Annotated in this window: 12 protein-coding genes; 6 read left to right on the top strand and 6 right to left on the bottom strand. The window is 71.6% G+C overall.

The window, feature by feature from the left end; translation table 11 throughout:
• Positions 1-77: 77 nt before the first annotated feature.
• The 5 genes from ABZ858_RS30570 (at position 78) to folE (ending at position 6295) form a co-directional block, all read left to right on the top strand.
• Positions 78-1226 (top strand): zinc-dependent metalloprotease, encoded by a 1149-nt coding sequence (locus ABZ858_RS30570; RefSeq protein ID WP_361385784.1) that lies wholly within the window; start codon positions 78-80, stop codon positions 1224-1226.
• A gap of 191 nt (positions 1227-1417) precedes the next feature.
• Positions 1418-2644, top strand: coding sequence for a tRNA lysidine(34) synthetase TilS (gene tilS / locus ABZ858_RS30565; RefSeq protein WP_361385781.1), 1227 nt, complete (start codon positions 1418-1420; stop codon positions 2642-2644).
• A 129-nt stretch (positions 2645-2773) separates the two neighbouring features.
• Positions 2774-3334 carry a hypoxanthine phosphoribosyltransferase gene (hpt, locus tag ABZ858_RS30560; RefSeq protein ID WP_190203269.1) on the top strand — a complete coding sequence of 187 codons (561 nt, stop codon included), beginning with the start codon at positions 2774-2776 and terminating at the stop codon, positions 3332-3334.
• A gap of 185 nt (positions 3335-3519) precedes the next feature.
• A complete protein-coding gene (gene ftsH / locus ABZ858_RS30555; RefSeq protein ID WP_361385778.1) occupies positions 3520-5562 on the top strand; it encodes an ATP-dependent zinc metalloprotease FtsH in 2043 nt (680 codons plus the stop codon).
• Positions 5563-5689: 127 nt separating this feature from the next.
• Positions 5690-6295, top strand: coding sequence for a GTP cyclohydrolase I FolE (gene folE, locus ABZ858_RS30550; protein WP_361385775.1), 606 nt, complete (start codon positions 5690-5692; stop codon positions 6293-6295).
• Positions 6296-6359: 64 nt separating this feature from the next.
• Here the strand turns inward: folE and ABZ858_RS30545 are convergent, their stop codons facing one another.
• The 6 genes from ABZ858_RS30545 to ABZ858_RS30520 form a co-directional block, all read right to left on the bottom strand.
• Positions 6360-6854 carry a DUF3180 domain-containing protein gene (locus ABZ858_RS30545; protein ID WP_361385772.1) on the bottom strand — a complete coding sequence of 165 codons (495 nt, stop codon included), beginning with the start codon at positions 6852-6854 and terminating at the stop codon, positions 6360-6362.
• A gap of 106 nt (positions 6855-6960) precedes the next feature.
• Positions 6961-7572 carry a 2-amino-4-hydroxy-6-hydroxymethyldihydropteridine diphosphokinase gene (gene folK / locus ABZ858_RS30540; RefSeq protein WP_361385769.1) on the bottom strand — a complete coding sequence of 204 codons (612 nt, stop codon included), beginning with the start codon at positions 7570-7572 and terminating at the stop codon, positions 6961-6963.
• Positions 7569-7928, bottom strand: coding sequence for a dihydroneopterin aldolase (gene folB, locus ABZ858_RS30535; protein WP_361385766.1), 360 nt, complete (start codon positions 7926-7928; stop codon positions 7569-7571). The genes folK and folB overlap by 4 nt, the downstream gene beginning before the upstream one ends.
• A 249-nt stretch (positions 7929-8177) precedes the next feature.
• On the bottom strand, positions 8178-8681 hold the full coding sequence (locus tag ABZ858_RS30530) for a nuclear transport factor 2 family protein (protein ID WP_361385763.1): 504 nt from the start codon (positions 8679-8681) through the stop codon (positions 8178-8180).
• Positions 8678-9613 (bottom strand): dihydropteroate synthase, encoded by a 936-nt coding sequence (gene folP / locus ABZ858_RS30525; RefSeq protein ID WP_361385760.1) that lies wholly within the window; start codon positions 9611-9613, stop codon positions 8678-8680. The genes ABZ858_RS30530 and folP overlap by 4 nt, the downstream gene beginning before the upstream one ends.
• 143 nt (positions 9614-9756) lie before the next feature.
• Positions 9757-11574 carry a phosphatidylglycerol lysyltransferase domain-containing protein gene (locus tag ABZ858_RS30520; protein WP_361385757.1) on the bottom strand — a complete coding sequence of 606 codons (1818 nt, stop codon included), beginning with the start codon at positions 11572-11574 and terminating at the stop codon, positions 9757-9759.
• A gap of 222 nt (positions 11575-11796) precedes the next feature.
• Between ABZ858_RS30520 and ABZ858_RS30515 the strand changes: the two genes are divergently transcribed.
• Positions 11797-12921, top strand: coding sequence for an alpha/beta hydrolase-fold protein (locus ABZ858_RS30515; protein WP_361385754.1), 1125 nt, complete (start codon positions 11797-11799; stop codon positions 12919-12921).
• Positions 12922-13020 lie beyond the last annotated feature (99 nt).

The following is a 13020-nucleotide window of genomic DNA, read 5'->3' as shown; positions in this document are numbered from 1 at the left end:
GGGGCAGGCGGTGGGCGAGGACCCCGTGCCCCGCCCACCGCCTGCCCCAAGTGGCGGGGCTCACGTACCGTTGACGCATGACGAGCATCGGTGGTGCCGCAAGTCCCGGGATGGTCGACTGGAATCTCGCGGTGGCGACCGCGACCCGGCTGGTCAGGCCGGGGCCCGAGGTGAGCCGTGACGACGCCCGGGCGATCGTCGCCGAACTGCGCCGGCACGCCAAGGTCTCCGAGGAGCACGTCCGGGGCTTCACCCGGCTGGGCACGGAGGAGACCCACGACACCCCCGTCCTCGTGGTCGACCGGCCCGGCTGGGTACGGGCCAATGTCGCCGGGTTCCGGGAACTGCTCAAGCCGCTGCTGGACAAGATGCAGGAGCGGCGCGGCGGCGGCCCCGGCAACGCGGTCCTCGGCGCCGTCGGCGGCAAGGTCACCGGCGTGGAGCTGGGCATGCTGCTGTCGTTCCTCGCCTCCCGCGTCCTCGGCCAGTACGAGACCTTCGCCCCGGCCGCCCGCGACCTGCCCGGCGGCGGTCCCGCCGACGCGCCGAACGGCGGCGGCCGTCTCCTCCTCGTCGCCCCGAACATCGTCCACGTCGAGCGCGAACTCGACGTACAGCCCCACGACTTCCGCCTCTGGGTCTGCCTGCACGAGGAGACGCACCGCACACAGTTCACCGCGGTGCCCTGGCTGCGCGACCACCTGGAGGGCGAGATCCAGTCTTTCCTCTCGGAGACCGACGTCGACCCCATGGCGTTCCTGGAGCGCATCCGCGACGCCGCCCAGTCGCTGGTCGGCGGCCGCCCCGAGGGCGAGGAGGACGACGGCGGGCGCTCCCTGGTCGAGCTGGTGCAGACGCCCGCCCAGCGCGAGGTCCTCGGCCGGCTCACCGCCGTGATGTCCCTCCTGGAGGGCCACGCCGACTACGTGATGGACGGCGTCGGACCCGCCGTCGTGCCGAGCGTGGCGGAGATCCGCGAGAAGTTCCAGCAGCGCCGGGCCAAGGGCGCCTCCCGGCTGGACTCGGCCCTGCGCAAGCTGCTCGGCCTGGACGCCAAGCTGCGCCAGTACCGGGACGGCGAGCGGTTCGTGCGGGCGGTCGTCGACCAGGTCGGCATGGACGGCTTCAACCGGGTGTGGACCTCGCCGAACACCCTCCCCACCAAGGCGGAGATCGCCAAACCGGCGGACTGGGTCGCGCGGGTGCACCGCAAGGCCGATTCGTGAACTGACGTACGGACGGGGTGAACGAATCCGGCCTGCGGCAGACGTACGCCCCTTCAATCACCCGTCCGAGGGACCGTAGGCGATGGGTAGGCGTGCGATGCTCGGGGAACGGCCTGTTTCTGTCACCATCGACACACTCTGAGTGACCGAATCGGGCTCACCCCCCGAAAACTCCGTGAAGGGAACCGGACATGGGTCCCCATCCTGCGGTCGCGGCGATACGCCTGGCGGTACGCCGCGTCCTGAACGACATCCTCGACGAACAGACCTCGCTCCGCGCCGGAGCGCCCCGCCCCGAGCTGCAGGCCGCGCACGCGGCCCAGACGGCGCAGGCGGCGTACGGCGACCGGACACGGCACGCCGCGCCGGGCCCGCGCACCGGGCAGCCGCCCGGCCGGCTCCCGCTCGGCGTGCCGGTGCCCAGCCGCACCCCGGGCCGCTCCCGGCCCGGCACCCCGCCGCCCGCGCACGCCCCGCGGAGCGCCCACGAACCCCCGTCCCCGCCGTCGCCGCTCGTGCTGGTGGCCTGCTCCGGCGGCGCCGACTCCATGGCCCTGGCCTCCGCCCTCGCCTTCGAAGCGCCCAAGCTCGGCGTCCGGGCCGGCGCCGTCACCGTCGACCACGGCCTGCAGACCGGCTCCGACCTGCGCGCCGACGAGGTCGCCGAACGGCTGCGCGAACTGGGCCTGGACCCGGTCGAGGCCGTCGCGGTCACCGTCGGCCGCGACGGCGGCCCGGAAGCCGCCGCCCGCGACGCCCGCTACGCCGCCCTGGACGCCGCCGCCGACCGCCACGGCGCCGCCGCGATCCTGCTCGGCCACACCCGCGACGACCAGGCCGAGACCGTGCTGCTCGGCCTCGCCCGCGGTTCCGGCATCCGCTCCCTGTCGGGCATGGCCGCGGTCTCGGGGGCCGGCGGCCGTTACCGGCGCCCGTTCCTGCACATCGACCGGCAGACCGCCCGCAAGGCGTGCATGGTCCAGTCCCTCCCGGTCTGGGACGACCCGCACAACGCCGACCCCGCCTACACCCGCTCCCGGCTGCGCCACGAGGGCCTGCCCGCCCTGGAGAAGGCGCTCGGCAAGGGCGTCGTCGAGGCGCTCGCCCGCACCGCCCAGCTCTCCCGCGACGACGCCGACGCCCTCGACGCCTGGGCCGGGCAGGCCGAGGCCACCGTCCGCGACGACGCCGGCTGCCTGGCGTGCGGCAAGCTGTCCGACCTGCCCCCCGCCGTCCGCCGCCGGGTGCTGCGCCGCGCCGCCATCGACGCCGGGGCCCCGGCCGGTTCGCTGTTCGCCCGGCACATCGAGGAAGTCGACCGGCTGATCACCGCCTGGCGCGGTCAGGGGGCCATCAACCTCCCGGGCAAAGTCGTCGCCCGGCGGCAGGGTGGCAGACTGGTCATTCGGCAAGGCTGAATCCTTCCTCCCGAAGACTCCGGAGAAAGGCGCCGGTCCCCCTCCGGGGAGGCTCCCGGCGGCCGGTCCTCCCCGGTGGGAGGCCGCAGCAGCCGCGAGCCGTCAATGCGGGACGACCGACCGAAAGTGATGCGGGTGGACGCGAAAGACATGGGTGCCGACCTCCAGCAGGTGCTCATCACCAAGGAAGAGATCGACGCGAAGCTGGCCGAGCTGGCCGCGAAGATCGACGCGGAGTACGCGGGCAAGGACTTGCTGATCGTCGGCGTGCTCAAGGGCGCGGTCATGGTCATGGCGGACCTGGCCCGGGCCCTGTCCACCCCCGTCACCATGGACTGGATGGCCGTGTCCTCCTACGGCGCGGGCACCCAGTCCTCCGGCGTGGTGCGGATCCTCAAGGACCTCGACACCGACATCAAGGGCCGGCACGTCCTGATCGTCGAGGACATCATCGACTCCGGCCTGACCCTGTCCTGGCTGCTGTCGAACCTCGGCTCCCGGGAGCCCGCCTCCCTCAAGGTGTGCACGCTGCTGCGCAAGCCGGACGCCGCGAAGGTCGCCATCGACGTGGAGTGGGTCGGCTTCGACATCCCCAACGAGTTCGTCGTCGGCTACGGCCTCGACTACGCCGAGAAGTACCGCAACCTGCCGTTCGTCGGTACGCTCGCCCCCCACGTCTACGGCGGCTGACCCCGAAGGGCCGAGCCCGGCGGACGTGATCGGGAACCCCGGCGGGCGTCAGGCCGTTGGAGCATGCAGAGGGGAACGCCAGCCCTCCCGTGCGGCTTCGCGCCACAATGCTGGGGTACCGTCAGAAGAACTGTCTTATCAAACTCACTATGGCAGGAGGGACGGGGCGACACCGCTCCGTATGGATGGACGTGAAGCGATACTTCCGTGGGCCGGTCATGTGGATCGTGCTGGCCGTCCTTGCCGTGGTCGTGTTGATGCAGGTCGTCGGCTCGTCCGGCGGCTACAAGACGGTGGACACAGGCCAGGTCGTAGCAGCGATCAATGACAACCGGGTCCAGCAGGCCAAGCTGACCACCGGCGACGAACAGACCATCAAGGTCGAGCTGAAGCCCGGCCAGAAGGTCTCCGGCAGCTCGAAGATCCAGGCGAGCTACATCGGCGACCAGGGCGTCGCCCTCGCCAACACGCTGCAGGACAAGTACCAGCACAAGCAGATCCCCAAGGGCTACACGATCTCGCCGACCAAGCAGAACGCGTTCGTCGGCATCCTGCTCTCCCTGGGTCTGCCCCTGGTCCTCATCGTGATTGTCTTCCTGTTCCTGATGAACCAGATGCAGGGCGGCGGCTCCCGGGTCATGAACTTCGGGAAGTCCAAGGCCAAGCTCATCACCAAGGACACCCCGAAGACCACGTTCTCGGACGTCGCCGGCGCCGATGAGGCCGTCGAGGAGCTCCACGAGATCAAGGAGTTCCTGCAGGAGCCGGCCAAGTTCCAGGCCGTCGGGGCGAAGATCCCCAAGGGCGTCCTGCTCTACGGCCCGCCCGGCACCGGCAAGACCCTGCTCGCGCGGGCCGTCGCGGGCGAGGCCGGCGTCCCGTTCTACTCGATCTCGGGTTCCGACTTCGTCGAGATGTTCGTCGGTGTCGGTGCCTCCCGGGTCCGTGACCTGTTCGAGCAGGCCAAGGCGAACGCCCCGGCGATCGTCTTCGTCGACGAGATCGACGCGGTCGGCCGCCACCGCGGCGCCGGCCTCGGCGGCGGTCACGACGAGCGCGAGCAGACGCTGAACCAGCTGCTGGTCGAGATGGACGGCTTCGACGTCAAGGGCGGTGTGATCCTCATCGCCGCCACCAACCGGCCCGACATCCTGGACCCCGCCCTGCTGCGTCCCGGCCGGTTCGACCGGCAGATCGCGGTGGACCGGCCCGACATGCAGGGCCGCCTGGAGATCCTCAAGGTCCACCAGAAGGGCAAGCCGGTCGCGCAGGACGTCGACCTGGCGGCGGTCGCCCGCCGCACCCCCGGCTTCACCGGCGCCGACCTGTCCAACGTGCTGAACGAGGCCGCGCTGCTCACGGCCCGCAGCGATCAGAAGCTGATCGACAACAAGATGCTGGACGAGGCGATCGACCGCGTGGTGGCGGGCCCGCAGAAGCGGACCCGGATCATGTCGGACAAGGAGAAGAAGATCACCGCGTACCACGAGGGCGGTCACGCCCTGGTCGCGGCGGCCTCGCCGAACTCCGACCCGGTCCACAAGATCACGATCCTGTCCCGCGGCCGTGCCCTCGGCTACACCATGGTCCTGCCGGACGAGGACAAGTACTCGACCACGCGCAACGAGATGCTGGACCAGCTCGCCTACATGCTGGGCGGCCGCGCGGCCGAGGAGCTGGTCTTCCACGACCCGACCACGGGTGCGGCCAACGACATCGAGAAGGCCACCTCCACGGCCCGCGCGATGGTCACGCAGTACGGCATGACCGAGCGCCTCGGCGCCATCAAGTTCGGCGGCGACAACACCGAGCCGTTCCTCGGCCGTGAGATGGCCCACCAGCGCGACTACTCGGAAGAGGTCGCCGCCCTGGTGGACGAGGAAGTCAAGAAGCTCATCGAGAACGCGCACAACGAAGCCTGGGAGATCCTGGTCGAGAACCGCGACGTCCTCGACAATCTGGTCCTGGCGCTGCTGGAGAAGGAGACGCTCGGCAAGGAGGAGATCGCCGAGGTCTTCGCCCCGATCGTCAAGCGCCCGCCGCGGCCCGCCTGGACCGGCTCCTCGCGCCGCACCCCCTCCACCCGCCCGCCGGTGCTCTCCCCGAAGGAGCTGGCCCTGACCAACGGGGCCAACGGCGCGACGGCGGCGATCAACACCGTGAAGTCCACGGCCACCGAGCCCGCCCCGGCCACGGAGCAGGCCCCGGAGGACCGCCCGGAGAACTGACAGGACGCTCCCCGGCCCCAGGGCGGGGGAGCGGCCCCGGAATGTGTGCCGCGCCCTCCAGGTTCTAGCCTGGAGGGCGCGGCATTTCGCATGCCCGCGGCTGAGACACACAGGAACGAGGCTTCAGATGACCGACCCCGTGACGCTGGACGGCGAGGGCGTGATCGGCGAGTTCGACGAGAAGCGCGCGGAGAACGCCGTACGCGAACTCCTCATCGCGGTCGGCGAGGACCCGGACCGCGAGGGCCTGCGCGACACGCCCGGGCGCGTTGCGCGGGCGTACAAGGAGATATTCGCGGGGCTGTGGCAGCAGCCGGAGGACGTCCTGACGACCACCTTCGACCTGGGCCACGACGAGATGGTCCTGGTCAAGGACATCGAGGTGTTCTCGACCTGTGAGCACCACCTCGTGCCGTTCCGGGGGGTCGCGCACGTCGGCTACATCCCGGCCTCCACCGGGAAGATCACGGGCCTGTCCAAGCTGGCCCGGCTGGTCGACGTCTACGCCCGCCGCCCGCAGGTGCAGGAGCGGCTCACCACGCAGATCGCGGACTCGCTGATGGAGATCCTGGAGCCGCGCGGCGTCATCGTCGTGGTGGAGTGCGAGCACATGTGCATGTCGATGCGGGGCATCCGCAAGCCCGGCGCGAAGACGATCACCTCGGCGGTGCGCGGCCAGCTGCGCGACGCGGCGACCCGCAACGAGGCGATGAGCCTGATCATGGCGCGCTGAGCCCGCTGAGCCCGCTGAACGGGGTCACGCGGCACCGGTGGTGCCGACGGGGTCGGCCGGTGGCTCAGGCCGCCGGTTCCGCGCCGCTGCCGCCGTGGTCCTGGTCGTCGTCCTCGGGGAGCCGGCAGACGCGCTCCAGGAACAGGGCCGCCGCTATCACCGCGATGCCGGCGATCACGGAGAAGCCCGCGTAGAGCGCCTGGTCGCGGCGGACCGGGATGTCGAGCAGCTCCAGCAGGAAGACGCCCGTGCCGCCGTACACCCCGGCGACGAGCGCGGCGACCAGGGCGCTGGCCTGGCCGAAGACGACGGCGCGGGCGGCCATCATGAGGTCGACGGCCTTGGCGCCGGGGCGGCGCTCGCGCTGGGCCCTGAGGCGGGCGCGCAGCGAGAGCGCCGTGGACAGCAGGACCGCGGCGATCAGGGCCAGGACGATGGGGGCGGCCAGCGGGACGCTGGGCAGTGTGCCCACCGAGTTCCACAGGCGGGCGCCCGCCCAGGAGAGCACTCCGGCGACGACGAACACGCCGACCAGCACCCTGATGCGCAGCTCTTTCACGGTGTCCCTTCAGCTCCCCCGGACCGTGGTCGGGCGTGGGCGGCGCGTCCCCGGCCGGTCGTGCCGGGCCGCGCCGTACGTCGTTGGACCTCGTAGACCTTAACGACTACTCGGGCAGCCGGAGTTCCAGGTCCTGGCGTGGTGCGACGCCCGCGCGGGTGACCGCGTCCAGCAGGCCGGCCACGGAGCCGCGCCCGGTCAGCTGCGCCTCGGGGTCCACGTCGTGCCACGGCGCGAGGACGAACGCACGTTCGTGGGCGCGCGGGTGAGGGAGCGTGAGGTGCGGGTCCTCGGAGACCACGTCGGCGTAGGAGACGATGTCGACGTCGATGGTGCGCGGGCCCCAGCGCTCGTCGCGGACCCGGTGGAACGCCTCCTCGATGGCGTGCGCGCGCTCCAGCAGGGAGGACGGCGGCAGCGTCGTCTTGAGGACCACCACCGCGTTGAGGTACGACGGCTGGGTGTCCGGCTCGACGCCCCAGGGCTGCGTCTCGTAGACCGGGGAGACCGCCTTGATGCGCACGCCCGGGGTGTCCTCCAGGGCGTCGACGGCGCCCTGGAGGGTCTCCAGGCGGTTGCCGAGGTTGGAGCCGAGGGAGATCACGGCCCGTTTCGGGTTGCTGAGGGTGGTGTCGGCGGCGTCGACCTGCTCGACGACGGAAGCGGGCACCGGCTGGACGGTCGGGTCGCTGTGACCCTGCAGGAAAGGTCGGGTCATACTCGGCTCCGGGTGATGGTGACGGTCACGTCGTCGAAGGGGACGGTGATCGGGGCGTCCGGCTTGTGGACGCAGACCTCGACCTCGCGGACCCCTTCGTGCTTCAGGCAGGCCTGGGCGATGCGCTCGGCGAGCGTCTCGATGAGATTCACCGGTTCGCCCTCGACCACGGCCACGACCTCTTCGGCCACGATGCCGTAGTGCACGGTCTTCGCCAGGTCGTCGTCGGCCGCGGCCGACCGGGTGTCCACGCCCAGGACGAGGTCGACGAGGAAGGTCTGGCCCTCCTCGCGCTCCTTGGGGAACACCCCGTGGTGCCCGCGGGCCTTCAGGCCGCGCAGCGCGACACGATCCACGCGAATCACTCCTGCAATCGTCGGTGTCGGCCGGTGCCTGCCGCGTGCGGGCGACGGACCGGCCTCGAACGAATCTACCTGCGGGCACTGACATCGCCGGGCCGCGGGGTGGCCGCCGGGGGCCGGGCGCGGCCTGGTTCACCCGGCGTTTCCCCTGGAGAACCCGGCTGCTCACGGGAGGGTGGCCGGTCCGGCCGCCGCCTCCGTGATTCCGGCCACTTCCGCCGCTCGTCCTGATCACCTACCCGCTCAGGCGGGCGTGTCGTCCTCGTCGTCGCCGTTGCTTTCGGCCAGAACCGGGGAGGCGTGGTGGGACCAGAGCTTCCAGCCGAGCGAGGTGCGCCGGAACACGTTCGTGGCCACCACGAGCTGTCCGACCAGCGGGCCCAGCTCGTCGCCGTCGTCGGGGGCCGGGCCGCCGCTGAGGATGTTCTCGGTGCAGGTGACCAGGGCGGTGTCGCCGGTGACCGACACATGCACGTCGGTCAGGAAGAACTGGATGTAGTCGGTGTTCGCCATGATCAGCGCGTACGAGCGGAGCACCTCGCCGCGGCCGGTGAGGACCGGCCAGCCGGGGTGCACGCAGGAGATCACGCCGGTGTCGGCCGGGTCGTGGTACTCCTCGTCGACGCCCAGGTCGGAAGGGGTGAGCCAGAGCGCGGAGACCTCGTCGAAGTCACCCTGCTCCAGCGCCTCGTAGAAGGCGGTGTTGGCGGCCTCGACCTGTTCGACGTCCGTGTGGGGGGCGCTCACCGGGCTCCTTCTGGGGCGCGGGAGGGGGCCTGGGGCGCCGCGGGCGCCTTGTGGACCGGCGCGTCGGCGCCGGTGCGCGCCCGCTCCACGGCGCGTGCGACGCGTACCGCGTCCGCCGTCGCGCGCACCTCGTGCACGCGGACCGCCCACGCGCCGGCGTGCGCCGCGAGCGCGGAGACCGCGGCCGTGGCCGCGTCGCGCTCCCGCGCGGGCGGCGGGGCGCCCTCCGGGCCGGCCAGCACCCGGCCGAGGAACCGCTTGCGGGAGGCGGCGACCAGCACGGGATGGCCCAGGCCGAGCAGGCGGTCGAGGTGGGCCAGCAGCTCCAGGTCGTGCCCGGCGTCCTTGGAGAAGCCGAGGCCGGGATCGACCACGACGCGGTCGGGAGCGACCCCGCCGGCCAGGACGGCCTCCACCCGCGCGCGCAGCTCGCCGGTGACCTCGGCGACGACGTCGGCGTAGTCGCCCCGGACGTTGCCGCCCTCCAGGAAGCCGCGCCAGTGCATCACGACGAAGGGGGCGCCCGCGTCCGCCACCACGGGGATCATGGCGGGGTCCGCGAGGCCGCCGCTGACGTCGTTGACCAGGGCGGCGCCGGCCGCGAGCGCCTGCTCGGCGACCTTGGCGCGCATGGTGTCGACGGAGAGGGTGACGCCCTCGGCGGCGAGGCCGCGCACCACCGGGACGACCCGCCGCAGCTCCTCGTCCTCGTCCACGCGGGCGGCGCCGGGGCGGGTGGACTCGCCGCCGACGTCGACGAGGTCGGCGCCCTGGGCGACCAGGTGGAGGCCGTGCTTGACGGCGGTGGTCGTGTCGAACCAGCGGCCGCCGTCGGAGAAGGAATCGGGGGTCACGTTCACGACCCCCATGACCGCGCACCGGTCCCATGCCGGAAGGCCCGTCACTCGGCCGCGCCCGCTCTGGTTGCTCATATGTTCAGCGTAGGCCCCGGGCGCCTGCCCGAGATCCCTGCCCCGGCGCTCCCCGGGGCGCCCTCCCGCGCGGGAGGCGGCACGGAACGGCCCGGGGCGGTACCTCCGCGTGGAGGTACCGCCCCGGGCCGTACAGGGGTGTCTCACGCCGCGCGGACGTCGCCCTCCGTCACGGAGTGCGCGCAGGCGCGCTGGGCGGCGGCGGCCCGGCGCCGGCGCAGGAAGCGCGGGAGCGGCAGGGCGAAGGTGACGAAGCCTTCCGCCTGCATGGCGGCGAAGCCGATGCGGGCCAGGTCGGAGGAGGCCCGGTAGACGACGAAGCGCGGCTCCCAGCGTGGCTGGAACTTGGCGTTGAACTTGTACAGCGACTCGATCTGGAACCAGCGGGAGAGGAACACCAGCAGCCCGCGCCAGGCGCGCAGCACCGGGCCGGCGCCGATCTTCTCACCGCGTGCCAGCGCCGAGCGGAACATCGCGAAGTTGAGCGAGACCCGGGTGATGCCGAACTTGGGGGCGGCCTGCAGCGCCGCCACGATCAGCAGTTCGTTCATGCCGGGGTCGGCCGAGCGGTCGCGGCGCATCAGGTCCAGGGAGGCGCCGTCCGTGCCCCAGGGCACGAAGTGCAGGATCGCCTTCAGGTCGCCGTACTCGCCGGGCTCGTCGTCGTGCTTGTGCGCGGTGGCTATGAGGCAGTCGCCGTCGGTGGGGTCCCCGATGCGGCCGAGCGCCATGGAGAAGCCGCGCTCGGTGTCGGTGCCGCGCCAGTCCTCGGCGGCCTGCCGGACGCGCTCCAGCTCGGCGCCGCCCAGGTCATGGACGCGCCGCACCCGGGTTTCGTAACCGGCCCGCTCGATGCGCTTGACCATCTGGCGGACGTTGCGCATCGCGCGGCCGGAGAGGGAGAAATCCGCGACGTCGACCACCGCCTCGTCGCCCAGCTCCAGGGCGTCCAGGCCGGTCTCGCGGGTCCACACCTCACCGCCGGTCTCGGAGCAGCCCATGACGGCGGGCGTCCAGGAGTGGGCCTTGGCCTCGTCCATGAAGCGCTCGATGGCGCCGGGCCATGCCTCGACGTCACCGATGGGGTCGCCGCTGGCCAGCATCACGCCGGAGACGACGCGGTAGGTGACCGCCGCCTTGCCGCTGGGGGAGAAGACGACCGCCTTGTCGCGGCGCAGCGCGAAGTGGCCGAGGGAGTCGCGGCGGCCGTGCTTGGTCAGCAGGTCGCGCAGTCGGCTCTCGTCCTCCTCGGTGAGGCGTGCGGCCGGGTGCTCGGGGCGGAAGGCCAGGTAGATCGTGGTGACCGCGGTGATCCAGCCGAGCGCGCCGAGGGAGTAGGCGACGGTCCAGGAGGTGTTGCCCTGGTAGTCGACCGGGCCCTCGAAGCCGACGAGGCCGTAGACCACGTGGGTCAGCCGGTCCGCCACGCTGGGGTCACCGACCATGCGGTCCGTGTGGACGCTGACGATCAGCATGCCCAGGGCCACCGAGCCGGCGCTCATGAGCACGAAGTTGGTGAGCGCCCGCCACCGGCTGCGCGGGTCCGGCAGGGCCGAGAACTCCTTGCGGTGGATCAGCAGGGGCGCCAGCAGCACCAGCGAGATGATGACGCCGATCACCGAGTGCCGGTAGACGAACTGGGCCGCCGCACCGGCCGGCAGCAGCACCACGGCCGCGCGCCACGCCCGGCGCTTGCGCCGGCGCAGGCCGTGCGCGAGCAGCAGCAGGAGCACGCCGGCGCTGAGCGAGAGCGCCGCGATGAACGGGCCGAACGAGCCCGGCAGCACCTCGGTGATGGCGTGCATACGGCTGTGCCGGAAGCGTGGGAAGACGCCTGCGGCAATGTCCAGGAGGCCCACGACGGCGCAGGCCCGGCCGATGAGGGTGGGTACGACCTCGGGGCGCGGACCACGCAGTATGCGCCGGAGCCGACCTGATCGGCTCGGAACCTCGTCCGGCATTTCCCCATCTATCCTGACAGACATCGCATCCCATAGTTCTGCGAGAGACCTTGAATCCGGTGCCGCGGGCATCCGGCGACACTGCGTCCTCTAGGACGACGTCCGGGGGAGAGAGGTTCACTCCTCGTCCGAAATGCGGGTCGAACCAGGAGAAGCCGCGGGCCGGCTCGCGCCGAGGAGGCGCCGGCGGGCCGGGCGTGGAGTGCAGGCAGGAAAGAGCCGATGGGTCTCACGAGCAAAAAGGTGCTGGCACTGGCGGTGCTGTTCGCCGTGCTGCTGTTCGTCGCTACGGTGTGGCTCTGGCCGCGCCTGGCCCGCCGCAACTGGCGGGCGGTCGGCGGCCGGGTCGGCGTCCTGCTGGCCACCCAGGTGGCGATCTTCGCCTGCGTCGGCCTCGCCACCAACCAGGCCTTCGGCTTCTACGCCAGCTGGGCCGACCTGTTCGGCCAGGAGACCGACCAGGGTGTCGTCGTCGACCACGCGGCGGGCGGCGCCGTCGGCCCGCTCAAGGTGGTCGGCACCCAGAAGGTGCAGGTCTCCGGCGGGAGCCGGCCGCAGCTGACGGGGCAGATACAGGAGGTCGACATCGCGGGAAGCTCCTCCCGGATCGCCTCCCCCGCGTTCATATACCTGCCGCCGGAGTACTTCCAGCCGCAGTACCGCACGCGCACGTTCCCCGCGTCCGTGGTCCTCACCGGCTACCCGGGCACCGCCCAGGCCCTGATCAGCAAGCTCGACTACCCGCGTACGGCGCAGGACCTGGCCAAGAAGGGCCGGATGCAGCCGATGATCCTGGTGATGCTGCGGCCGACCGTGGCGCCGCCGCGCGACACCGAGTGCGTGGACGTGCCGGGCGGCCCGCAGTCCGAGACCTTCTTCGGCAAGGATCTGCCGGACGCCGTCTCCGGTCACTACCGGGTCGCGAAGAAGCCGGGCGGCTGGGGCATCATCGGTGATTCCACGGGCGGTTACTGCGCGCTGAAAATCGCCATGCACCACCCCTCGGTGTACGGCGCCGGAGTGGGCCTGTCGCCTTACTACAAGGCGGCGATCGACCCCACCACGGGTGATCTCTTCCAGGGGAACAAGAATCTGAAGAATCGTGCCGACCTGTCATGGAGCATCAAGCACGAGCCTGCTCCCGACACTTCGCTGCTCGTCACCAGCAGCAGGCGCGGCGAGTCCGACTACCGGGCCACGATGAAGTTCATCGACGACGTCAAGGCCACCGGCAGGACCCGTATCTCGTCGATCATCCTGGAGAGCGGCGGCCACAACTTCAACACCTGGCTGCGGGAGATCCCGGGGTCGCTGGAGTGGATCAGCGCGCGGCTGGCCGAGCGCTGAAAATGATCTTGAATTCCCCGGGAACTCGGGTACGTACTCGGGTACGCACTCGTTCTGAACTCGGCATGTGCGGGGAAGGTTTCGGTATGGCCGCCTTTT

The organism is Streptomyces sp. NPDC047017 (genome assembly GCF_040644175.1).
Classification (GTDB): domain Bacteria; phylum Actinomycetota; class Actinomycetes; order Streptomycetales; family Streptomycetaceae; genus Streptomyces.
This window is presented reverse-complemented; position numbering and strand designations above follow the sequence as displayed.